The 22,931-nt window shown below is 58.0% G+C and carries 19 protein-coding genes and 1 CRISPR repeat array (1 of these 20 only partly in view); of the genes, 11 read left to right on the top strand and 8 right to left on the bottom strand.

Going from position 1 to position 22,931, the window contains the following annotated elements; genetic code table 11:
• The first annotated feature begins 153 nt into the window (after positions 1-153).
• The 4 genes from RRF56_RS01130 to RRF56_RS01145 all read left to right on the top strand — a co-directional run bounded on the left by RRF56_RS01130 (position 154) and on the right by RRF56_RS01145 (position 7,645).
• Positions 154-1,203 (top strand): phage tail protein, encoded by a 1,050-nt coding sequence (locus tag RRF56_RS01130; RefSeq protein ID WP_317033568.1) that lies wholly within the window; start codon positions 154-156, stop codon positions 1,201-1,203.
• 62 nt (positions 1,204-1,265) lie between these two features.
• On the top strand, positions 1,266-2,645 hold the full coding sequence (locus tag RRF56_RS01135) for a hypothetical protein (RefSeq protein WP_317033569.1): 1,380 nt from the start codon (positions 1,266-1,268) through the stop codon (positions 2,643-2,645).
• Between the two features lie 66 nt (positions 2,646-2,711).
• Positions 2,712-4,895 carry a WD40 repeat domain-containing protein gene (locus RRF56_RS01140; protein WP_317033570.1) on the top strand — a complete coding sequence of 728 codons (2,184 nt, stop codon included), beginning with the start codon at positions 2,712-2,714 and terminating at the stop codon, positions 4,893-4,895.
• A gap of 47 nt (positions 4,896-4,942) precedes the next feature.
• Positions 4,943-7,645: a hypothetical protein gene (locus RRF56_RS01145; protein ID WP_317033571.1), complete on the top strand. Its 2,703-nt coding sequence runs from the start codon at positions 4,943-4,945 to the stop codon at positions 7,643-7,645.
• A 121-nt stretch (positions 7,646-7,766) separates the two neighbouring features.
• On the opposite strand, the gene RRF56_RS01150 is transcribed toward RRF56_RS01145, so the two are convergent.
• Positions 7,767-9,107 (bottom strand): pentapeptide repeat-containing protein, encoded by a 1,341-nt coding sequence (locus tag RRF56_RS01150; RefSeq protein ID WP_317033572.1) that lies wholly within the window; start codon positions 9,105-9,107, stop codon positions 7,767-7,769.
• Positions 9,108-9,314: 207 nt separating this feature from the next.
• On the opposite strand from RRF56_RS01150, the gene RRF56_RS01155 reads away from it, so the two are divergent.
• The 3 genes from RRF56_RS01155 to RRF56_RS01165 all read left to right on the top strand — a co-directional run bounded on the left by RRF56_RS01155 (position 9,315) and on the right by RRF56_RS01165 (position 13,761).
• Positions 9,315-11,021, top strand: a complete 1,707-nt coding sequence (locus tag RRF56_RS01155) for a tetratricopeptide repeat protein (RefSeq protein ID WP_317033573.1) — start codon at positions 9,315-9,317, stop codon at positions 11,019-11,021.
• A gap of 145 nt (positions 11,022-11,166) precedes the next feature.
• Positions 11,167-11,376, top strand: a complete 210-nt coding sequence (locus tag RRF56_RS01160) for a Nif11-like leader peptide family natural product precursor (RefSeq protein ID WP_317033574.1) — start codon at positions 11,167-11,169, stop codon at positions 11,374-11,376.
• Between the two features lie 99 nt (positions 11,377-11,475).
• On the top strand, positions 11,476-13,761 hold the full coding sequence (locus RRF56_RS01165; RefSeq protein ID WP_317033575.1) for a substrate-binding domain-containing protein: 2,286 nt from the start codon (positions 11,476-11,478) through the stop codon (positions 13,759-13,761).
• A 339-nt stretch (positions 13,762-14,100) separates the two neighbouring features.
• Here the strand turns inward: RRF56_RS01165 and RRF56_RS01170 are convergent, their stop codons facing one another.
• The gene (locus RRF56_RS01170) at positions 14,101-15,216 is read right to left on the bottom strand and encodes a hypothetical protein (protein ID WP_317033576.1); all 1,116 of its coding nucleotides are present in this window, start codon (positions 15,214-15,216) and stop codon (positions 14,101-14,103) included.
• Positions 15,217-15,287: 71 nt separating this feature from the next.
• On the opposite strand from RRF56_RS01170, the gene RRF56_RS01175 reads away from it, so the two are divergent.
• A complete protein-coding gene (locus tag RRF56_RS01175) occupies positions 15,288-15,743 on the top strand; it encodes a helix-turn-helix transcriptional regulator (RefSeq protein ID WP_317033577.1) in 456 nt (151 codons plus the stop codon).
• Positions 15,744-15,755: 12 nt separating this feature from the next.
• On the opposite strand, the gene RRF56_RS01180 is transcribed toward RRF56_RS01175, so the two are convergent.
• The 3 genes from RRF56_RS01180 to RRF56_RS01190 all read right to left on the bottom strand — a co-directional run bounded on the left by RRF56_RS01180 (position 15,756) and on the right by RRF56_RS01190 (position 17,115).
• Positions 15,756-16,139, bottom strand: a complete 384-nt coding sequence (locus tag RRF56_RS01180) for a helix-turn-helix transcriptional regulator (RefSeq protein ID WP_317033578.1) — start codon at positions 16,137-16,139, stop codon at positions 15,756-15,758.
• Positions 16,140-16,267: 128 nt separating this feature from the next.
• Positions 16,268-16,597 carry a hypothetical protein gene (locus RRF56_RS01185; protein ID WP_317033579.1) on the bottom strand — a complete coding sequence of 110 codons (330 nt, stop codon included), beginning with the start codon at positions 16,595-16,597 and terminating at the stop codon, positions 16,268-16,270.
• A 2-nt stretch (positions 16,598-16,599) separates the two neighbouring features.
• A complete protein-coding gene (locus RRF56_RS01190) occupies positions 16,600-17,115 on the bottom strand; it encodes a hypothetical protein (RefSeq protein WP_317033580.1) in 516 nt (171 codons plus the stop codon).
• 184 nt (positions 17,116-17,299) lie between these two features.
• On the opposite strand from RRF56_RS01190, the gene RRF56_RS01195 reads away from it, so the two are divergent.
• Both RRF56_RS01195 and RRF56_RS01200 read left to right on the top strand, forming a co-directional pair.
• Positions 17,300-17,548: a hypothetical protein gene (locus RRF56_RS01195; RefSeq protein ID WP_317033581.1), complete on the top strand. Its 249-nt coding sequence runs from the start codon at positions 17,300-17,302 to the stop codon at positions 17,546-17,548.
• A 385-nt stretch (positions 17,549-17,933) separates the two neighbouring features.
• The gene (locus RRF56_RS01200) at positions 17,934-18,170 is read left to right on the top strand and encodes a hypothetical protein (RefSeq protein WP_317033582.1); all 237 of its coding nucleotides are present in this window, start codon (positions 17,934-17,936) and stop codon (positions 18,168-18,170) included.
• Between the two features lie 132 nt (positions 18,171-18,302).
• On the opposite strand, the gene RRF56_RS01205 is transcribed toward RRF56_RS01200, so the two are convergent.
• Positions 18,303-18,782, bottom strand: a complete 480-nt coding sequence (locus RRF56_RS01205) for a hypothetical protein (protein ID WP_317033583.1) — start codon at positions 18,780-18,782, stop codon at positions 18,303-18,305.
• A 262-nt stretch (positions 18,783-19,044) separates the two neighbouring features.
• Between RRF56_RS01205 and RRF56_RS01210 the strand changes: the two genes are divergently transcribed.
• Entirely contained in the window at positions 19,045-19,353 is a 309-nt protein-coding gene (locus RRF56_RS01210; protein WP_317033584.1) for a hypothetical protein, read from the top strand.
• Here the strand turns inward: RRF56_RS01210 and RRF56_RS01215 are convergent.
• Positions 19,350-20,822 carry a hypothetical protein gene (locus RRF56_RS01215; protein WP_317033585.1) on the bottom strand — a complete coding sequence of 491 codons (1,473 nt, stop codon included), beginning with the start codon at positions 20,820-20,822 and terminating at the stop codon, positions 19,350-19,352. The genes RRF56_RS01210 and RRF56_RS01215 overlap by 4 nt on opposite strands.
• 55 nt (positions 20,823-20,877) lie before the next feature.
• Positions 20,878-21,519 carry a hypothetical protein gene (locus RRF56_RS01220; protein ID WP_317033586.1) on the bottom strand — a complete coding sequence of 214 codons (642 nt, stop codon included), beginning with the start codon at positions 21,517-21,519 and terminating at the stop codon, positions 20,878-20,880.
• Positions 21,520-21,794: 275 nt separating this feature from the next.
• Positions 21,795-22,931: a CRISPR direct-repeat array (repeat unit 37 nt; unit sequence GTTTCAATCCCTGAGAGGGTTTGGGGCCGGTTGGAGC) (it continues 2,012 nt past the right edge of the window).

The following is a 22,931-nucleotide window of genomic DNA, read 5'->3' on the forward strand; positions in this document are numbered from 1 at the left end:
GATTCATCACTCTAAACCCGTATTGTCTAACTTATGTTGAGCCCTGTTGCTGCTGCCCCCACCCCAAATCCCGCTCTATTAGCGAGCAGGACTTTGACTACGGGTTCTTTAAGCGCCGATCAGCTGAAACCCAGGGTAGGGGGTTAGGGGCCGATGACCCAGGCCCGCTCTACCGTAGCCTTTAGCTTGGTGCTCACCCCTATGCAGGTGCCCGAGGCGGTACCCAGCGAGTCTGAGCTGGTGCAGGCGCTCACCGGCAGCCGCACCACCGGGGCTAAGGGGCCAACTCTGCCCAGCCTGGTGCTGCACCCTGGCGAACCCAGCGAGCTGATGGTGCAGATTCGCAACCAGTCGGCCGCTGCGCTACAGCTTGAGTACCAGGTACAGGGTGATTTTCCGCCAGAGTGGTGTCAGTTTCGGACCGAGGGGGCTGACCTGCGATCGGGGCAGCAAATTGAGGGGGTGCTGTACTTTGCGATCGCCCCTGACTACCTTGAGCAAACCTACCCCGCCGAGGCCTTGCCCCTGCGCCTCGACTACCGGGGGCGGCTGACGGTTTTGAGCATCAACCCCACCACCGGCAGCCGCTACCTCGAAAATCGCGACTTTCAGATCTATCTGCGACCCCGCAGTCTCTATCTAGACTTTCTCCCCGACCTATACCGCGAGGTTGACTTCATCGGGCGCTTTTTGAAGGTGTTTGAGCAAACCTTTGAGCCTGCCGTTAACACCCTCGATAGTCTCTGGGCCTACCTCGACCCGCTAACGGCCCCCAATGCGCTGCTGCCCTTTTTAGCCCACTGGGTCGGGTGGGACTTTAATGCTCCCCTGCATCCCCAGCGCCAGCGGTTTTTGATTCGCCACGCCCTGGAGATCTATCGCTGGCGGGGCACCCGACGAGGGCTGCGGTTCTACCTGCACCTGGCTACCGGCCTGCCCCTCGGCGACGATATCGAAGCTGAATCAGCCAAGCCCATTGGTATCCACGAAGCCTTTAGCCAGGGTCTGGTGCTGGGGGCCACCCACCTCGGGGAAGACGCCCGCCTGGGCGGCGGGCGACCCTACCACTTCACCATTTGCTTGAGGCCCGGGCCTGACCATCCCATTGATGAAGCCCTAGTGCGCCACATTGTTGACCAGGAAAAGCCAGCGTTTTGCACCTACGAGCTGGAAATCCACCGTCCTCAGCTGGCCCCCAGCTAGCCCCCAGCCACTATCTGATCACGCCACGACCCCGCCTCCCCTTACCACTGCCCTTCCCTGCCATGGTTCTGCTACCGCCGACTCGCCCCCTCGAACGTCTCCAGGTTACTGATGGGCTGCTGCTGACCGCCGATCGCTGGCGCGTGGCTCACCGCTATCATCGACAGCGGCAAGACCTGCACTTTCAGGCCCTCTACCAGCCGGGCATTGTCCACGGGCTGGAAGTATGGCCCACGGTGGCTCCCCCCCAGGTTAGCCACCAGTACCAAGATGGCCGCTGGATCCAAGTGCAGCCGGGGCTGGCCATCGATCGCCAGGGCAACCCGATTGTGGTGTCGCGTCCGGTGGAGTATCACATCGCGGCCCAGCCCGGACCCCAGCCGCTGCAAGTCTATCTGGTGTTGAGCTTTGTCGACCCCGATCAGCTCGAAGGGCAGGCGGGTACCCATGTGGTGCAGGAAACCTTTCGGCTTGAGGAAAAGGTATCTCCACCGGACTCCAGCGAAATTGAGCTGTGCCGGATTTTGCTCGGGCCAGGGAATGAGGCACTGCGATCGCCGCGCAACAGCTTTGCCCCCGTCGCCCAAGACCTCGATCTACGCCAGCGCCCTCGGGTACAGCGACGACCCCAGGGCCAGCTGCGGCTGGGTTATCTGGCCCCTGTTTCTGGCCCTGTCTCTGGCCCCGCCATCGCCACGGCTCTCCAGGGCATAGTCGATGCACTGCCCGGCCTCTATCCGGCGCTACAGGGCCATGCCACCATCGATCCCCTGCCCCTCGATCGGCCCATGGCCCCAGCGACCGACCCAGCTGCCTACGACTTGTTGTATGTGGCCTACGGCGACAGCCAGCGGTTGCCCCAAACCAGCCTTGCGCCGCTGCAAACTCACTTGGCTCAGGGGGGCGTGCTGCTGCTGGAAGTGCCCGCTACCGGCACCCCCCTCGATGACCTGCTCCAGATCTGGAGCGATGTGGTGAAGGTGCTGGCCGCCTCTACCCCAACCGTCGCCAACCAGGCGAAGTACGCTCAGCTGCACACAGAACGAGCCGAGCTAGAACGCTGTATGGCCCTAGAACTGACCCAGATGATTCCATCTTTGGCCAGTCTAGTCGATGTCGACACCACCACCGGAGCCACCTGGGCACAGTTGGGAACGCTATCAGCCCAGCATCCTCTCCAGGTGCACCCCTTCCGGTTTGGCATGCTGCCTTTGATCTACGATCGCCCCCTGGCCCTGTTTAACTGGGGTGGTGTCGTAGTGGTGGTCGGCGACCTGATAAGTGCCTGGGGCGGCGAGCAGGCCTATTTTCTGCCCCGCGAAACCATTCGTAGTGCACAGGAACTGGGTATTAACCTGCTGCACTTCGCCTGGCAACGCCGCCTATGGGCTACCGACCAGCGGCTCCCGTTGGCACCGCCGCCCATCCTGGAGTCTATCTAAAACCGACTGGATCTATCGCGACCGATTTAGGCTGCGATCCTTCCTCCACCCCTCTTCTTTGAATTAATGTCCAAATTGCTCGCCACCCATCTCTCCACCTCAGTTGTGCATTTCAAACCGGGGCAAGTGCCGCCGACCTTTGATGTCAAGGTGAGCAACCACAGCGATGACTTTGCCACCTTTCAGCTGGAGGTGCTGGCGGCTGGGGTCGCCGCCGGGGCCGATACCCACTGGTACCGCCAGGCTCCCGACCTGTCCGCCAAAATTCCGCCGGGCGATCGCACGCAGTTTTCCATTGCGATTTTGGATGTGCCCCCAGTCCCAGGCGGTTTTGTGGGAGCAATGACCCTGACGGTGCGGGTGTTTTCTGTAGAGCTGCGGCAGGAAGACCGGCAGGTGCTCAATCTGGTAATCGAGGGCAGTGGCATTATGCCCCCGCGTCTGGAGTTGCTGCTGCTTACCCTGACGGCGCAACCTCTGCAGGCACTAGAAATTCCGGTGCGGCTCTACAACCCCAACCGGAGCCCCCTACGCGTTAGCCTGAGCCTTCAAGGGCTGCCCGTTGAGTGGCTGAGCGATGGCTATGAGCGCCGTTTGGAGGTACCTCCACTGGGCGAGACAGAGGCTGTCTTTCTAGGCCAGCTGGGGGCCCCGATCGCCACGCCCAGCCAGATTTATCCCTTTACCCTGGTGGCGCAGAGCGGTCACGGGGTTGGCACTCAGCTGCGAAGCCAGCTCACGGTGCTACCAACCGGGCATTTGGGTTTTGATTTGGTCACTCCGGTGGTCATGTATCCGCCGTCGCCAGTTACCCAGTTACCAGACCCGTTACCAGCGCCCCAGTCACCAGCGCTCACTGTGCCAGAGCCCACAATTCCTCTGCCGACCACCGCTCATATCACCCTCCAGTGGCGCAACCAGAGCAATCTACCCCAGGTCATTACGCCGGTAGTTCAGCGGGTCAGTGTCGAGTTTATGGGCGACGGCATTGAGGAAGTTGTGCCGATGCGATCGCGCGATCGCATTACCCTGCCCGAGCGGCCCTTAGACTTACCCATCGGCGCAGACTTGCCGATAGTGCTGCCCATTGCAGTACAGCGGGCCTGGCTGGGCTGGGTACGCACCCAACGCTTTCAAATCACAGCCCTGCGCGCCGATGAGCAAATTCCGCTTCAGCCTGAGCGGCACACGGTGATGGTTCGGGTGCGGCCCCGGGTGAGCATCTGGCTACAGCTAGCAGCAGTGGCCTTGCTGACCGGAATGGCGCTGCTGGGAGTGCTGAAGTCTGCCGGGCATCGCAGCACGGTCAATACCGTACGCTTCGATGGGCGAGCCTCGGAAGTGCTGAGCGCCTCGGAAGACCAGACCGTGCGCCGCTGGTCAATCAGTGGTCGGCGGCTGCGCCTGCTGCAACGGTCTGTGCAAGCTGATAAAGCGGTACGAGTGGCCCGCTATCGACCGGTGGGCAACGATGCCGTTGCCGTAGGCTACGAAAATGGTGCCGTTGAAATTATTAGTTTACGGGTGCGGCAGCCGCCGCTGGTCTTGCAACACCCCCTCGACGACCGGGTGTTTGACCTGCAGTTCGCCCCCGATGCCCAATCGCTATTCACGGCCTATGGCAGTGGCGAGGTGCGGCGCTGGGATTTGTCTGGCCTACCCAGCGGCGTACTGCAACCCGTTCAGACCGAAACCGTTGGGTTTGCGGTACAGGCCCTGGCCCTAGTCGGCACTCCGATGGCTCAGGTGGCCGTAGGCGGGCGCTTTAACCGTCTCACCCTGTGGAATTGGCAGCAGCAAACGCTGACCCAGATCCCCTACTCCTCTAAAGGCGGAGACCAGGACTATATCACCAGCCTGGCCACCACCGATCGGCTGCCTGAACGGCTGGCGGTAGCGGATAACCAAGGCCGCATTAGCCTATGGGATCTGCGCCCCTGCCTGACGGGAGGTGTTTGTCGCCCTCTGGACGACTGGCTCGATGGCCACGGTGGGCAGCCAGTGAAGGCGATCGCCCTCAGCGACGATGGCTGTTATCTGGTCAGCGGCGGCGACGATGGTCAGACGATGCTTTGGGAGCTGCGGGCCGATGGGGAGATGGTGCAGGGGCAAAAACTGGGGCGATCGCGCCAGGCGATTACAGCGGTGGATGTGACCCGGCGGGGCGATCGCCTGGCGGTGGTCAGCGGCGGTAACGACCACCGAGTGAGGCTCTATACCGTAGCTAAGCCCCTCTCCTGTCAGCCCTAAAGGCCTAATGTTCAGACTATAATGCCCCTCACCATGGAAAGGGTGTGATGACAAGTTCAGGGTTTAGCAGCGAATCAGCAGCAGACAGCCTCAGCATGGCCGATATGCTCGTCCTGCCGACCGAACAACGGCAGCTGATGGCCTGGCTCATGGGTCAGCAAGCCGCGACCCTAGCCGAGGTCGCTCGTCACCTGGGCTGCTCTGAGGCCGACGCTCAGGTGGTATTAGAGTCGCTACTAGAGCAGGGCCATGTGCAGATGATTGCACCAGCGCTCGGTTCAGGACCCGTGCAGTATCGGGCTCAGTTCAGCCAGCGCCAGCGCACTGACAACCTTGTCCTAGCCGACGCGCTGATGTCGGCCCCCCTGGCGGTTATGCTCAGTGGCTCGGGGGATGGCACCGTTGCCCCCGATGGCGCGCTGGACTTCAGCGTGACCATCACTAATAAAGGCGACGTCAGCGCCATCATCGATATCTTTTTAGACGATCTACCCGCCCCCCTTTACCGGTGGGTGTCATCGACCCAAAAGCGGTTAGCCCTGGGGCCAGCCCAGAGCGGCGAGGCGGTGTTTACCTTTCAAATACCAGCGGCGGCGATGCCAGGCCACTATACCTACACCCTGGCAGTCGATGCCCCCCAGCACTATCCCCACAATCCGCCCCTGCGCTTTGAGCAACGATTACAGGTGCTCCCCGCCGCCCAAGATATTGAGCAAGTCAACGATCCGACCTTTTTCCTGATACCGGCTACCCGCACCTCCAGCCCCGCAGCCCTAGCTCCAGGCTCTACCCTGGATGTGCAGGTGCTGGTCCATAACCGGGGGAATCGGGTCGATCGCTTTCGGCTACGCTGCATCGACTTGCCGCCCGCCTGGGTGACTATTGCTTACCCCCAAGGCTTTGAACAACCCGGTCTCTCCATTGTCGAGCAGTATTTAGACCTCAACCCCGGCGAGCAGGGCACGATTTTGCTACTGGTGGCGATACCGCCCAATACCCTGGCTGGGAGCTACGTGGGCACCCTGCAACTGCTATCAGAAAATCAGCCTGAGCTAACCCTGCTCGATCTGCTCTATCTCAACGTGTTGCCGGTTTATCAAGTCACCTTGAGTTTTCGCACCCTGGTCGGTCGGGTGCAAAATCAGCCGGGGGTGTTTATGGTGCAGGCCAGCAACCAGGGCAATACGGCGCGATCGCTACAGTTACAGGCCCTCCCACTCGATGGCGGCGACCTCTGCCGCTTTACCCTAGAGCCGCCGCAGCTGCACCTGGCCGCCTACCAAACCCAGACCGCTCGCCTGCTGGTGCAGCCCCACCCCCCGCGCAAGCGCCCCTGGGTCGGGGGTGGTCGGGTGCTCAATTTTGCCGTCGAGGCCCAAGATTTAGACCAGCATCCTCTGCCCGATTTCCCCATGCCGGGGTTTCTCCTGTGGGAGTCACGGCCCTGGTGGCAGCTTCTGCCCCTATTGCTGCTAGGGGTCGGTACCCTGGCGGTGCTTGTCTGGCTGCTGTGGTGGACGCTGATTCGTCGTCCGGTCGCGCCTCAGGTGATTCGCCTGGCCCCTGCCGATGCTGAGTACACCGCCGCCAACGACGATGCCGTGCGGCTCGATTTTCAGGTCAGTCAGCCCCATCGGCTGCAAACCCTGGAGCTGATGGGCCAGTCCCCTGAGGGCGAGATCATCAGTGCCCCAGTGACCTACGATCTCAGCCAGGGGTTACCCGCCGAACTAGAGCCGTTTTGTACCCTTGCCCGCCGTCAGCTCACCTGCCGCAACCTGCTCACCGATGCCCGCCAGCCGGGGCGGTACCAGTTCACCCTAACGGTGTTCCCAAGGGCGGGGCGGGGCAACCTTGCCCCCCACAGCGCGACCTCGGCGGCGATCGCCATTGCCCCCTTTCCCCAGCCCGAAATTCTTGCGTTTACCTCCACCCAGCCGGTCTACCCAGAACCACCACCGGCCCCCGCTCGCACCCCGGCGACAGCGACTCAAGTTGACAGCGACCCCTACGGCATTCGGCTCAACTGGACGATCGCTCACCCCGAACGCGTCGCCGCCCTAGAACTCGTAGGTCGCGATCCTGATGGCACCATTGTCTTTCCTAGCGTGCGGATCGATCTGCAAAAGAGTCTGCCCGCCGCCCTAGCGTCCTCCTGCACCCTGGATATAGAACTGGTCTGCGAAGACCTCCAGACCGGCATTCGCCAGGCAGGGCAATACCTTTTTGAACTCACCGTCATTCCCCTCGACGGCCCCACTACGCCCCCCATTACCCAAGCCACGCCACCCATTCGCATCGCCGCTCGCCCACCGCAAATCCTCAGTTTTTTGGTGAATGGCAAACCGATGCAGCCTAACTATACCGTGGCGCTCCAGGGGGGGCAGCTGCCGCCTAAGTTTGTGATGTCGTGGCAGGTGGAAGCCAACCCCGGCACGACCGTAGTCCTGTTGCCTGTACCCGGTAATGTGCCGCTGATAGGCAGCCTGCCGCTGCCCATCAGCCCTGAAACCAGCCCTACGGTCGTTACCCTACAGGTCACCAACAGCGCCGGTATCCAAGTGCAGCGATCCTTTACCCTGACCACCCTGGCACCGCCCGATGCGGTGTCTGGCGGCGAGGCCGGGTCTGGGGGAGCCGCTAGTGCGGCTGGGGCCGCTGGGGAGGGGGATGGCCAAGATCTAACCACCCCGCGATCCTCGGAGCCCGACCGCCTAGCCCCCGCCGAATTGCCGCCGCAGTTTGACTAAGGTAGGGGTGTCAGGTACAGGGTGTCAGGTTCACGGTAAGCCTCAAACCTTGTACCTTGAACCCTGTACCGTGACCCCCCGCTAACCGGCCACCTTTGGCTCAACAGACTCTTCTCTATGCTTAGGGGCAAGCGTGAATCCGTCCGTCGGGCATGATCGCTTCGCAGAAGTTGGTATTCAACACCGTGATGCGCTGTAGATTGGTGCCGTAAAGGTTAGCTCGGGTGAAGTTGGCCCGCTGCAGCTGGGTCATGGCCAGGTTGGCACCCAGCAAGTTGGTCTGCTGTAGGTTGGCCCCCTGCAAATCAGCCCCCTGCAAGCTCGCGCCTTCCAGGTTGGCCCCCTGCAAGTTGGCCCGGCTCAGGTTGGTTCCTTCCAGGTTAGCCCCGGCCAGATTGGCCCCGGCCAGGTTGGCCCCAGAGAGATCACTCTGGCTCAAGTTTGTGCCGCTGAGGTCGGCCCCGTGCAGATCTCGACGGCGCAGGTTGACCCCGCTGAGGTCGGCATCTTGTAGCCGTACCCCCGCTAAGTGGCTGCTCTGCAAATCGGCAAGGCTCAGGTTGGCGCCGCTCAATTCTGCGCCTTCTAGGCGGGTGCCTTGTAGATTGGCCCCCTCCAGTTGGGCATTGTGCAAATTGGCGACAAATAGATTGGCATCGGTCAGATTGCTCTGGCGCAGATCGGCCCCGGTCAGCTCGGCTCTGGAGAGATTGGCCCGAGACAGATCGCTGTGGTTGAGGCTAGCCTGGTCGAGGTAGGCCAGGGCCAAATCGGCCTGAGACAGGTCGGTATCGCTGAAGTCGCTGCGGCGCCCGTCGGCAGCGCGCAGGCTGGCCTGGCTCAAATTGGCCTGGGAGACTTGGGCCCGACGCAGATCGCTTAGAAACAGGCTGGCCTCGGCTAAATTGGCCTGGGCCAAAGTGCTATCGGAGAGCAATGCCGCCTCCAGGGTGGCCCCGGCCAAATTGGCTTCGGTGAGGTCTACACCGCGCAGATCAACGCCATCCAAGTTGGCCCCCTGTAAATCGGCCTGGCGCAGGTCGCGATCGCCCACCCCGTCGGTGACCAGGTCACGCACCAGCCGCCAGCGGGGGGCAATGAGAGTGCGATCGCCCATCACGGCAGCGTGCAACCGGGCATTGTCAAGGCGGGCACCCATCAGGTTGGCCCCATCCAGATTGGCGTTGCGCAGATCAGCACCCCGCAGATCGGCCCCCAACAGAAAGGCATTCTGCAAGTCGGCCCCATTCAGGTCGGCTCCCCGCAGGTTGGCCCCGCTCAGGTGGGCCTGGCGCAGAAACGCCTGGCGTAGGTCAGCCTCTGCCAGGTTGCAGCGCTCACAGCGACGCGTTTCGAGCAGCCGAACCCAATGGAGTGGGTTGGCCGCCTGGGCCGCGGTGGCGGTGAGGATGGGAACCAGCACCACCAGGGCACCCCAGCCTTTGATTGTTCCGTTTACCATGGTGCTATTTCTTGTGAATACATTGAAGGTGTGGAACTGCTGGCGGCCATGTTTTAAAGGAGATTCCGGGTCGGTTGCTACCCAGCGTACACCCCTGATATCCAATCTCCCCCTAGACCTTTGGTGACTGTCAAGGCGGGCCTTAGGAATGCTTAAATTAGGGCTGTCCCCCCTCTTGGGATGGGGAATTCCACCCCAATCTTTGTTATGCGGATTATCCCTCAGGTCTGGCTCATTCCTATCGGTGTGCGGGCTTTAGGTTGGGGAGCGATGGCCCTGCTCACGCTGGGAGGGGGGGGATGGGCACCGGGGGCGATCGCAACCCCTAACCCCCAAACTAAAGCCGAAGGCTTTAATGCCCTAGAAGATGTCGACTACTGGGCGGGTCTATGCCGGTTGCAGATCAATGCTGGAGCCTACGATAAGGCGCTGGTGGCCTGCGAGCAAGCCATTGCCCTAGCGCCAGCAGATGCCAACCTCTGGACGCTGCGCAGTAACGTATTGCTGCAATTGCAGAACTATCCCGATGCGATCGCATCCGCCGATCGAGCCTTGTTTTTTGACCAACAGTCTTCTTTGGCCATCACCTATCGCTGCATCGGCTATGCTGCCCTCAACGACAACGAAGCCGCTTTGGATGCCTGTAACAATGCCCTGCGGGTCGATGGCAACTGGGGCAGTACCTCTCCTGCCTTAGCCTGGCTGCACCGGGGCATTATTCTCAGCCAGGCGGGGCAGCTGGAGCAGGCCACCGTTGCCCTAGAGCGTACCCTGCTGCTAGAGCCCAATTATTCGCTGGCTCTGGCCTACCAGTGCCGCATTCGGAACGATTTGGGGCTGGCCCAAACCGCCATTCCCAGCTGTGAGGCAGCGCTGGCGGGCGATGGTCAGTGGGGCAACGAATCGGCGGCGATGGCCTGGGCCGAACAGGGCCGGGCCTACAGCCAGCTGCGCGACTATGGGGCCGCGATCGCCGCCTACGACCAGGCCATTAACCTCGATCCCAATAATGCCACCACCTGGACCGCCCAGGGGCAGGTATTGCAGCAGCTTCAGCGGCCCATCGAAGCCCTTACCTCCTTTACCCGCGCCACTGAACTAGAGGCCCCCTACTCCCAGGCTCAGCTGGGCCGCTGCGGGACGCTAAATCGGCTCAACCAGCACGAAGCCGCCCTCGAAGCTTGTAACTTGGCCCTGCAGGGGGATGGCCGCTGGGGCGACCGGGGCATAGTCGAAGTGTTTAATCAGCGCAGTATTGCCCTCACTGGCCTAAGCCGCTATGACGAGGCACTGGCCTCGATTAACCGAGCGGTGGGCATAACTCCCGACTACGCCGAAGCCCACCACCACCGGGCGGTGATTCTCTGGTATCTGGAACGCTACGACGATGCCCTGGCCGCCAACCAGCGATCGCTCGAACTGGCCCCTAACCATGCTCGCACCTGGCTCAATCGAGGCATCATTCTACGATCAATGCAGCGTCACGATGACGCCCTGGAGGCCTACGATCAGGGTCTGCAAATTGCACCCTATGACGATGCCCTATGGGCCAACCGCAGCGTGGTGCTGTGGCACCTTCAGCGCTACGACGAGGCTCTAGCCTCGGCAGATCAGGCCATTGCATTTAACCCCGACTCGGCCCAGGGATGGTACAACCGCGCCATTGCCCTGACCGCCCAAAAACAATGGCAGAACGCCTTAGATGCCTATGCCCAGGGGCTGGTACTCATGCCCCCAAATTCGCCCCAGCGCGCCAATGCCCTGACCGGGCAAGGGGTGGCGCTGATCAATTTGGGCCGCTACCAGGCTGCGATCGCCATCCTGCAAGCCGCGATCGCCCTCAACCCTAACCAACCGCTGGCCCAGCAAAGCCTGCAAACAGCCCAGCAAAACCTACAGCCCCCGCCGCCGTAGCCGGAGGTCTTTCCGTCCCTTGGGGGTTCGACTTTTGGCTAATACTTTCGGGTTATCAACCATGACAGACTGTAGCCGACTGGAGTGGGATACGTTCCTGCCCAGTTAAGTCATGTAAGTCATGCCCCATAGCGAGGATTTTGTCATGTCAAAAGATCAGGTTGTTCGCTTATTCCGTGAGACCCAGACCAACCCGTCCCTCAAAGAGCAGTTTAACGCATCGCCATCGCCCGAGCACTTTGTGGCCCTAGCCCAGCAGCAAGGCTACGACTTCACCCTAGAAGAATGGCAGGCATCGACTCGGTTTTCGGTGGAAGAGCTGGTATGTGAGCTGTCTGAAATTCCCGGCATTTAAGCTTTAAAGCCCCAGGGCCTAAACCCGTAGGGCATGGCCACCGCCAGAGCTGATCGGCTGTGTGCATCGGCTAGGGCCTTAACCTCACCGTCGCTCCCTGTGCTCAATACCAAGTTTACTCAACATCTGCTCCAGCGCTATCTGGTGCGATACCCCGTGCCCCTAAGGCTGCAGCGCTACGATGCCCTAGCCCGGTGGTCGTGGCTACAACCTAGCCTAGAGCAGATAAAACCTGTAATTTTGCCTGCTGATGGTCGCGATCGCAGCACCCCGCCGACAGATCCGATCGCGTTGACCATTGCGCCCCCTGGCTTGGTAGCCTTTCCCTCCTACTATCAGCAATATCGGTGTATAGCGGGTAACCCGCTCAACTGCGCCCAGGCTCAGCGTAGCGTTGAGGCCGATCCGCAAGCTACGGCTTGCTCACTCTGCGGCTTTTTAAGCCCGCTTCCGGTAGGCTCCCTGGTGATCGGGGAGCAGGGCACTTATCGGATCGAGCAAAGCCTGGGGCAGAGAGGCATCAGCCGGGGATACAGAGCCACCCTGAGTGTGTTAGATATCCCCATTACCCTACGAGAATATGTGCTGCCAGAGCGATACTTCACCCCTAGCGATCGACGGCAGCGGCAGGATATATTCCTGAATCAGGTGGGGCTGGCCCTGGCCGATGGGCGCTCCCAGGATCTGCGCATTGTAGTTCCCATAGAGGCTATTGCCCCGGTGGGGGAAGATCGCGCCTACCTGCTGCTGCCCATCGAAGACCAATGCCCTACCCTCAACGATTTGCTCCGCTTGCGGGGGCCGTTTACCGCCGCTGAAGTCTACCAGATGCTGCGCCAGGTGCTGCAAACCCTGGTCGGGCTGCATCAGCAGCGTTATGCCCTATCGCCAGGACATATTCAAACCGGCATTGTCCACGGCAATATCCAGCTCTCTAGCCTGCTGTGGGTAGAGCAGGGGGCGGAATGGTTCATCTATCTAACCGATTTTGCCCGGTGGGAAGAGTCGTTTAACCCCCTTGTGATGACGGTACCTGAGCATGCCCCCCAGGAAGATTTGGCCGCTCTAGGAGCCGTAGCCTTTGAGCTGTTAACCAGTAACCTGGTGGATGCTAGTGGTCAGACGCTGAACCCTAGGGTGGCCCGCCATTGGCCTGGGGTTGACCCGCTGTTCAAAGCGTTTATTCAGCGGTTGCTGGGGCTTACTCTCCCCTTTGCCACTGCTCAAGAGGCCTACCAGGCGCTGTTGCAGCTGCCGCCCAAGCCGGTGATCAGCGCGCTGGCCCCACCGAATGTAGTCGCTGTGCCTCCCCGGCGACGGTGGTGGCTGAGAATACTGCTGCTGCTGCTGGGCCTGGGGGCAGTGGTGTTGGTTAGCCGTCTGCTCTGGGTGCTCCTGCGTCCCCAGCCAGTGGGAGAGACGCCTCCGCTCTGCTGTTTTGAGGCCGTCGGGGCGGTACCCGAGGGGGCTTTTACCTACACTGCCCTGACCGGAGACGTGTGGGGCCAGGTGCTCAATGCTCCTGGCCCAGAAGCGACGCTGCCCTTGATGGAGCAGATGGCCGTGGATCAGCCCAACCTTCAGCTCACCTATCTGGCCTCTGGTTCTGTCGAAGCCGCCTTAGAGAATGTGCGATCGCGTCAAGCCGATTTTGCCCTATTGCCCCTCTTACAACCCCTGCCCATTGATATGGCTGCCGAAACTGTCGCCTACGATGGGCTAGCGGTAGTCGTGGCCTTTAGCTACCAGGGGCGGTCTCAAGGGTTGCCCGATCAGCTGCAGGGGCAACTGAGCCTGGCTAATGTCCGAGACCTATACCAGGGGGAAATTACCACGTGGCACCAGGTAAAACCTGCCCTTAGCCAGCCTATAAAGCTTTATGTCAACCCTAGTCCGACGACCCAGGCCGCCATTCAGCATCTGATTGAGCCATCAGACGAACCCAGCCGCGTCGCCCCTATGAGCCTAGATACTTTGCGGATGATGCGGCGCATCATCCGCGATTTTGAAACAGCGGGGATAGGCAGCATTGGTATTACACCGCTGAGTTCTATCGTTGGGCAGTGCTCGGTCTATCCTCTGGCTATTGCAGGGGCTGCTCCAGAGGCCAGTCAACCCTTCCGCCGCGCCGATGGGCAGACGCTAAAGCCCAGTATCGATCTGTGCAACACCAAAGGTGTTTACCAGATCAATCCAGAAGTATTGCACACCTCAACTTATCCTCTAGCCTATCCCCTGGCTGTAGTCTACCGACGGGATAATCGCCTGCCGCCCATCGGGGCTAAGTTTGCGGCTCTCTTGCTTACTGATGAAGGTCAAATCTACCTGCAACAGGCTAATTTAACTACCGTTACCCACCTCGAACTAATCCAAAGTACCCCCTAAAATAGGTCTGAGTAGCTCTTCCGCCTTCACTGCTCTCAACCCTAAACGCTGACTGCCTGACACATCTTTAAGCGACCTCCCATGGTGGCAGTTGACAGCGCAAGGCCTAGATCCTAGAAAACTATAAGCGCAATCAGGCTGCTAGCTTGGCTTTCAGGACTAATTCTAGAGCCGTTACAGCGGCGATCACTGGAGCAGCGGCTGGAGCGGCTGGACAGCCACCCACTGTTTACGGGTCGGTGCCCACAGTGCGAGAGGGGCATTCAAGCGATCACTGGCCAAATCCATTACGACTGTGAGAATTGCGGTTGGGTAGATGATTCGGTGTAGATCGTATTCTTAGCCCTGGGCATCGACGTTCTCTAGCCTGAGCCAATAAAGCAGCACAAATAATTCTTCATCGAATAGTTCGGCCATGCATGAGCGTCCAAATTTTTCAGACAAGAATCCTTTGAGCCGCTTCATAGACCATCCCAGCTGTCTCACATTCGACTGTATGGCGGCATAGCATTCATCAAAAGGGATTGGGATAGGGTTGTTTTTAAGGGCCAGGGGTTGGGGAAAACTAGAATCTCCCCCCCGCACCCCCCCATCCGGAGAAAAAGAATTTTTCAAGCCAGCCTCAGGGATCCCACACTTCATATCCCCCCCTGAGGTCTGTAACACTGGCTGATTGCAAGGGTTTTCAGCTTCGGCGATCGCGTTACTGATGCTCTCTCGATCAACGTCTGCTGACTCTACGCCTTGGCCTGCAACCGTTACAGGTGATTTCTTGGGATGCCATAAGTCGGCATTTCGATAGAGGGTTTGTAAGCTGCTACGAGCGGCATTGGCGATCGCAGCAGCCAGGCTTCTGATGCTAGGAAATTCGATGCCTTTCAGGGCGGCCACGGCCTGGGCGATGCGATCACGGGCGTCGAGCTGGCGCAGGGTATTCTCACCCCCTGGAATCCGCTGACCACGACGGGTACCGATCGGCCAGTAGTAGCCCTCGACCGACTTGGCCCAGTGCTGTGCCTTTGAGCGAATCTCGTTTTGATGTCGGCAATGCTCTTGAAATCCTGGTGATGCGATCGCCAGTTCAACGATGCGATCGACTAATGCTGTGCCGGAGAGCCCTTCAAACACATGGCTCCGGGTAGCGATCGACTTCAGTAGCCGATTCGTCTGCCCGGAGCCTGTCCAACCCTCCCGGATTTCGATGTCGAGGTCGTCTTTCCACTCTTGGGCTTGAGGAGATAGCGATCGCCGATTGGATTCCTGCTTGCGCGACTCCCTGGCATGAGGGGCTGAGAGCAATAGCATCTCCAGGTCTTGCCCTTGGGCCGCCCAGTCCCATTGCTGAAAGAATGTCGCGAGCGAATCACCCATAGGTTCGAGGTTGTCGGTCAGCAGCCAGCTGCCCGACTGAGGTTGCAGCGGCAGCCGGTGGCCGTTGTACTCTACAAACTGCAAGTTTCGGCAATATTGTGGAATCTTAAAAGATTTCCGTGTATTTTCGGAATACTCCCCTTTAGCACACGTAGATGGCCGATCAGAATGATTCCTCATCCCCCCCTGCCCCGGAGGCGGAACCGAGCCATGGCCCCCATCGCGTGAGCATCCGCGAAGCCCTGCGAATGACGCTAGATAAGTTTGACGTCAATGCCAGGGATCTGGCTCAGCGATCTCAAGTCACCCAGGGTACGCTCTCGGGGTTTCGTAACGGCAGGCGGGAGATTAACACCTCCTCGCTTCAGCGGGTGCTGGATGAACTTGAACCCGAAGCATTTGTCTATATGCTTTCGCTCATGCTGCAATCTGAGCAGGCGATGATCGCCAGTCGTAGCGACCAAGCCTCTGGCAGCAATTCCCTAGAAACCGATGCGTTGTTTGCGCTGATTGACACGTACTGTCGGCAGTGCAGCACCGAGGAACAACTTGCCCTGCTCCGGGTCGTGTATAGGGCATCTCAAGCTAACCCAAACCTTGACAGCATGTAGTGCGATCGCAAGTTAAGTGCTGTGGCCAAGGGCTTCAGTTCGCCCTCGTGTAACGGCCCCCAAAATTCGTAGATAATCCCGATCGCTGCATTGGCGAACAAAGTCCTGAATTGCAGATTCCATCAAGAGAGCACGGTCTTGGCCATCAGCTGCCAACAGTTCAAGTTGGGGCAACCCTAGCAGGCGTAGCAGGTGCTCATGGGCTGCTGGGGTCAAGGCTTGTCGAATTCTGTCGGTGTCGCTAGTTCTCAAGTCGAAGGTGCCGCTCAGGTACTTTGAGAGGCTGCTTTCTGATATGCCAGCCGAGCGGGCCACGACGCTGGCTTGCGCCCCGTGCACAGCCATAACTTCTCTAAGAGCATCCCTAAACGAGACCACCCCAATACCTGAAGCCATGAACCCTTCCTATTGCTAAGTTTTCATTATTTTGAATACCGTCAGTCCCTCGACCAAACCAGAATGACTGCTCAAGCAACGATCAGGCCTGGCGACAGCTTCAGGGGTATAGTTTCGCTCTTCTTTTACTAAGAAGACGCTAGCAGATCGAGGTGAATTTTTTGGTTGAGCTGAAGAATCGTAAGTTCTCTGGCGTAGTCTGCGGCTGCACGGGCTGCTTCAGCTAGCACAACAGCTACCGTCGGCAAATCGGGTTTAGACTTGGCCGAGATGAGGTAGCCCAGCGATCGCACGTAGTGGTCATCCAGGTTAGTAGCCGCCAACAGCCGCAGCAGACCTGCATCGCCCCGCTGAAAAGCATCGAGAGCTTTTGATCGGGTGTCTGTGGTGGGTTCACCCAAGACAGCGAGGACGGTATCGACGGCCTTGAGAACTTGCTCGGGGAGGGGTTGGGACATCGTTAAACCTTTCTTTCTGGTAGTGAACATGTGGCATCAAACTCAAGCTGGGGAGCATAGTTTGTTGCCCAATAGCGGTCAAAATGCTGAGCCACAATGCGACTAACGACCTGAGACATGGGGCCAAGGTCAACCAACTTACAGGTTTTAAGCAGCACCAGATTAAAGCCACCCATCGAGAGCGTGTTGTAAAGTCGCTTGTTCTCTGCCCCGGTTGGCACGGGTGGAACAGTGTCCAATGGAGTTGCGCCAAAGGCAGGTCGCCCAGCTAAGTAAGGGCGCAGGTCGTCGTCTGCCCCATCCCGAAGCGTTTTGTACCAGTCATTAACAGGCATCCCTCTAGCGTCACAGTCTTGATAAGCACATTCAACGTAATAGTCTCGATTAACCTTAAAGAACGCTTGGATGCACTGTTTGACCAGGTCTTTAGACGACCAGTGCAGCCCAACACAGGCTTGGTCGTACCGTGACCGGGTCTCCGCATCCATGTAGATGTAATTGATTCTCAAATCAGGCATTAGGGTCAGATAATCAACGGTCACATTACTAAGCACAAATTTAACTGACCTTGAACACAAAATAGCGTTAATAGAATCAAAATTACACTATGTAGAATTATTTGTGCTATATATCAGACAGGGTTACAGCGCCTTAGCGTTCACCCTAGTCATTTTCTGAAGTTCTCAACTGCGAGTAACCCCCATGCCTCAAGCCTTTCTCCCCTCTGCTTTGTCTAGCCCGAGCCTGCAAGTCACTCTGGAACCTGACGCCGAGTCGGGGCGAGAGATTATCCGCATCTTGGTCATTGGCCCCGCCCACGGTGTTGAGCGCATTGTTCACGAACTTTTTCGTCTTGGCTTTGCCGAAGTGCGTGAGTGGAGCAAGCCGCAACCCACAGGACGCGTTAATGAAATTATGCGAGTGCTCACCCGCTATGTGTTGGCGGAGTAAGGATGGAAGTTTTTTCCAATACTATGAGCGTTGCCCAAGATTATTGGTGTTGATAGGTTACAGAAGATGACTTCTTGTTCTAAAGATGAAGAACTTGATGTCGTATGCGCTTTGATGTCTCATGCGACATTATTCGAATGCAGGCTTTTTGGTGCGATCGCAACATTCCACAGAAGGTGTGCATAGACAGTAAACATTGAACTTTCATCTAAATCTTGCAATGGTTTAGAACAGAGCAAAAACCTAAGGCCCCAATAATTACTTCGCATCCCCTTACGATGTCATCTGCCTTCAGGTATAGCCAGAAAAACGATATAGCGGAAACAAAACCTGTATAAAAAGCATCTTTAACCTAATGTATTTGGGTGACAGAGAATTTTGCCTCATGAACAAGATGTCGCCTAATTCCCATGTAGAAGACCTGATCGATCAATTAAAAAGACTTACCCCCGCAGAGCGAGATCGGGTTTTGGCAGAGCTAATGCAGGAGAGCACATTAACCCTAGTCATTGGCGGCTCTAGCACCACTAAATTTAAGGTCATTACCCAAAATCAGACAATGGCCCTGCTGTCGATAGTGATTGACCAAGAATCATTTGACGATGATAAAAAATACTCATGACAATGATAGACGATTCTCATCCCTAACTGAAAATGAGTACTCAGAGGATGGCTATTCTGAGAATCATCAACAGATCAACTACTGAAATAGTCGTGCCACTCATTTACTACTGGATTTTGGGTTTTTCATGAACTACGCGCCAGTCGCTATCGCGTCAGGCGGTTTCTTGTGCTTCTTAGCCGTCATTTGCTTCATGCTTCCGCAATCAGTAGGGATGGCCGACTCCACACTTGCGAGGGAAACTTCCTGCCCTCGTGCCCAAAGCAAGTTTACCTGGGCAGCATTGACGTCCCTATCCTCGGCATGGCGACATGCCGGGTTAGAGCAACTGTGAACATGGTCTTTCAGTGTCTTAGGGGTCAACTCCCAGCGCTGAGACGGCTTGAGTTGTTGGGTGGGGGACTCCAGATGGAACCCACCCGCCTCCGCTGACTTGTAATCCAGCATCGGCTCCACCATGCCAAAACCAACTGAGAGGATAGAGCGGTTCAAGCCAGCTTTTTGCTGTTTCCGTTCCCCCTTCTTGGCTCTAGCCGTCATTCCCTTGACGTTGAGCGTTTTACCAGCAATCAGGCTGTTACGGCGAACGGTATCGCTGGTGAGTTTGTGCAATCAATCTGCTCGCTGATTGGCTACCCTTCGCTTGAGCCGGGCCACGTCCCGACTCGCTTTGCGCCACCGACATGAGGCTTTGATGCCTGCCCTACGGTCGGGTCTGTGTTTGTAACGAAGCTTCTTAGAGGCCGCTTTCACGGCACTGTCTCCCGCTTTGATGAAGGCGGGCTTAACTACCTTGCGGCCATCGGAGAAGGTGACCGCATCTTTGCAGCACAGGTCATAGACGGCGATCGCCATCAGTAACCTCCAGGTAAAGGTGGCTCAGATTGAGCAGGAGAATCGCAAAATCGCTGAGACGCTGCGTGAACAGGTGGCCCTAGAACTGCTGGAGTTCGATGCTACCCGCCGCGAGTTCCAAATCTCTCAGGAGATTGCCCGCCGCGCCACTGTGCAACACCGGCTGCTGGAGATTGATTACCGGTTTAGCGATCAGATCGACAGTGTGACCTACCTGGGCCGACTCTCTCAACTCGACCAAACAAAAGCCTCGACCTACAGAGCGTGGGCGAGGCTGAGAACCCGACTGGCGCGGATTCAGATGATGGTGTTGGGCAGTGACACCTAGAAGGTGATCCAGGCTGGGGGATTGGTGAGCCAGGGGGGCATTAGGCAGGACGTTCCATCTTTGAAATATTGCGAGAACAATGTATTCTCCATGCCATCATCTGAAGCGATTGAGAATCCGCTGTCTTGGCCCTCAAAGTAGTGCCCAAAATTCTCATCGCTCCAGTCCCCAGGGAATCGAATCGTTGGTGCATCTGATGTAGCGCCATAGGACGCATTGCCCCGCACGTTGTCATTGGAAATGGGGTAGTTTCCATCGGCTGCTCTGATCCAGTAGTCCCTATTCCGCTGAAAGCTCCAAGAGGAAATGACGATGTTGCCGTTGTAGCCGTAGCAGAAGCTGGCGCTTGGAGGAATCGTAAATCCTGGCCCAGCCGACCGGGGAAAGTCATTAGATTTCCAAGGCCCATCAGGGAAACCATCGCCGTCTCGGTCATTGGGAATACCATTGCCGGTAGAATCATCTACCAAGCCATCGCCGTTAAAGTCGTGGACTGAAGGGTTGTAGGTAGCCAGGGTAAAGTCGTACATGCTGGGGCTGCTACCACCACCAGAACCCCCTGAATCACCAGGCCCACTACTGCCACCGCCTGTGTCATCCCCAGCCCCGCCAGAGCCGCCTGAATCACCGCCAGAGCCACTAGAGCCGCCAGATCCACCAGAGCCGCCTGAATCACTGCCGCCTGAATCGCCGCCACTAGAGCCGCCAGAGTCGCCACCACCAGAACTGCCACCGCCCCCGGCACTACCACCACCGCCACTTGTACCACCTGGGGCCAGAGCACTCGGGAGACTGCGGGCCGAGGCTACTACTGCGGCGGGGACTTCACTGCCTGCGATCGCACTCGCAAAGATGTCTTGCCAGGGCTGAGGCAGGTACAAATTACTCCGAAAGCACTCTAACGGTGTAGTGCGCGGGATCTGGTTAATCTGAAATTCGGCATAGGTTAAGGCCGAGGTGGTGGGGAGCAAAATGCTCTGGTTGAAGTTGATTGAGTCTGTCTCGCGGATCCTCAAGAAACCACAGCTATTGATCCGGCGGTTCAGAATACGGAGCTGGCCAGGATAGCTCACGGTGTAGCGAGTATCAGGCTGCTTATTGACGATCACCAGGTCGCCGCCCTCGGTGGTGAAGTGCTGGGGTCGAGCCTCATCTAAGGCGTAGGATCCATCGCCCTGAGCCCGACAGTTGGGACGAATGCGCCTTTGCAGGTTAGCGGGGTTGATCACCACCCCATCGATTTGAATCGTAGCGGTGGGGTAGCTGGCTGAGTTGGTCACCACCACAAAGCCACAGCGAGTAGATGTGATGCTGCGGCTGGGGGGCGTATCAATGCCGATACTAACCTGGGCATTGGGTTCGAGTTTGTAGACCGAGATCGCCCCATCGCTGTCGCGGTACACATGGCCCTTGGCGGCCATTAGCGGGAGTGCCAGCAGTAAAAGTAAGGGTAGGGAAGAGATTTTCATAATAAAAAAGCCTCTCCGTAGAGAGGCTGGATGGAGTGCAGATAGGCAAATAAACTTATGGCCAGCCAGCGGGGTTATAGAGCTGTCCACTACGGCAAAGAGGCTCTGGGTTGGCGATTGGCAATGTGTTCATGTTGTAGGAGATGCCCCCAATGGAAAAAGATTGGTTAGCAGCATCGGCCCAGTCCAACGCGCTGGTGCTATTGACGGCAGCAAACCCGCAGGCGTTAGCGGTTACCCGCCGTTCCCGCCCGCCAGCGTAGACAGCCTCATAGACGGTGTTTGGAGTCTTCACTACCACCACCTCACCCGCTCCAGTCTTGAAGTTGGCGGGGCGGGCTTCTTCCAGGTTGCCATCCACGCACCGGGGCAGCAGTTGGGTCGGGAGAGAAGCCTGGTTAATGGGGCTGCTATCGACTGAAACCAGGTCAGCGAGAGAACTAGAAGCACCATCTCGCAAGACAATCAGACCGCAAGCATTAGCCGTTACACGCCTGGAGGAAGTGGCCCCAGGATAAGTAATCGTCAGGTTTTCACCAGGGGCTCTGTTGGCCACAATCAACTGCGGCGAACCATTGGAGCGCATCACTTTATATACGGCATTGCCGTTGTACATTTGGGCCGATGCCAGGGGAGAAATCACCGCAGCAGTCACTAACCCCATACAAGCGACAGCAAGAAATTTACGCTTTTTCATGTCAGTAAGCCGAGATCTACGTCGAAAGGACAAAAGGAAACACTGGTATAACGGTACTTTTTCAAAGCCAGGATCCACGTCAGGCACACTATGGGATTGCATCTACGAAATTGAGACACTATGGGCAGTTTTGGGCCTTTCTCTCAGTGGTCTTACGGGTTGGGGGTTATGGAAAGTGGTTTGGCTGGTTGGAAGCCAGCGCTTGGTTGGGCAGCAGTTGAGGTTGGCGTGGTGCGGTAGCGTAAAATGACCATAAATTAAGAAGTAACTTGCAAGTTTCAATCCCTGAGAGGGTTTGGGGCCGGTTGGAGCCAACAAAGGAGCCCGCCCGACGCGCATTGCTGGTGTTTCAATCCCTGGGAGGGTTTGGGGCCGGTTGGAGCGAGATTGCGTGGACTGCGCCAATCCCCATCAGTGGTTTCAATCCCTGAGAGGGTTTGGGGCCGGTTGGAGCGAATGGATTGGCCAACTAAAGGAGAAGCTACGCTTTGTTTCAATCCCTGAGAGGGTTTGGGGCCGGTTGGAGCAGCTAGGCCAGATTTATCTACAAATTGAATGTCATGTTTCAATCCCTGAGAGGGTTTGGGGCCGGTTGGAGCAATCCCCAGGCGAGGGGATGTCAAGCGGCGGTGCTGTTTCAATCCCTGAGAGGGTTTGGGGCCGGTTGGAGCACACCACAAACAACTCAACAAAGGCTGTCAGTGGGTTTCAATCCCTGAGAGGGTTTGGGGCCGGTTGGAGCCATTTACCACTGGCCTCGCTGGGGCTGAATGTACTGGTTTCAATCCCTGAGAGGGTTTGGGGCCGGTTGGAGCGTTACGGCTTCCATCAGGCCCATAGAGCCTGCTCGTTTCAATCCCTGAGAGGGTTTGGGGCCGGTTGGAGCCCGCTGACTCTGGCCCTGCTAGAGCAGATTGCTGAGAAAAAGTTTCAATCCCTGAGAGGGTTTGGGGCCGGTTGGAGCGTTTGATGTTAAGCCGATCGAGTGTCTGATCTTCGTTTCAATCCCTGAGAGGGTTTGGGGCCGGTTGGAGCGCTGATTGGTGGTATAGCCTAGAACAGTTTCTAGTGTTTCAATCCCTGAGAGGGTTTGGGGCCGGTTGGAGCTGCCGCCTAGTCGATGAAATGGGAGAACGTATCGATGTTTCAATCCCTGAGAGGGTTTGGGGCCGGTTGGAGCCGGGACTCCAATCTCTTCGCCCCACCGATAGACGGTCTGTTTCAATCCCTGAGAGGGTTTGGGGCCGGTTGGAGCGTCTGGAGCTTTGAGCACCCGTGCCTGAGCGTAGGTGTTTCAATCCCTGAGAGGGTTTGGGGCCGGTTGGAGCTAGCTCCCGACCTATCCTCAGGCGTTGCAGGTCTTGTTTCAATCCCTGAGAGGGTTTGGGGCCGGTTGGAGCCCTCGTCGGTGG

Origin of the sequence: Nodosilinea sp. E11 (assembly GCF_032813545.1) — a bacterium.
In the GTDB taxonomy this organism is placed as follows: Bacteria; Cyanobacteriota; Cyanobacteriia; order Phormidesmidales; family Phormidesmidaceae; genus Nodosilinea.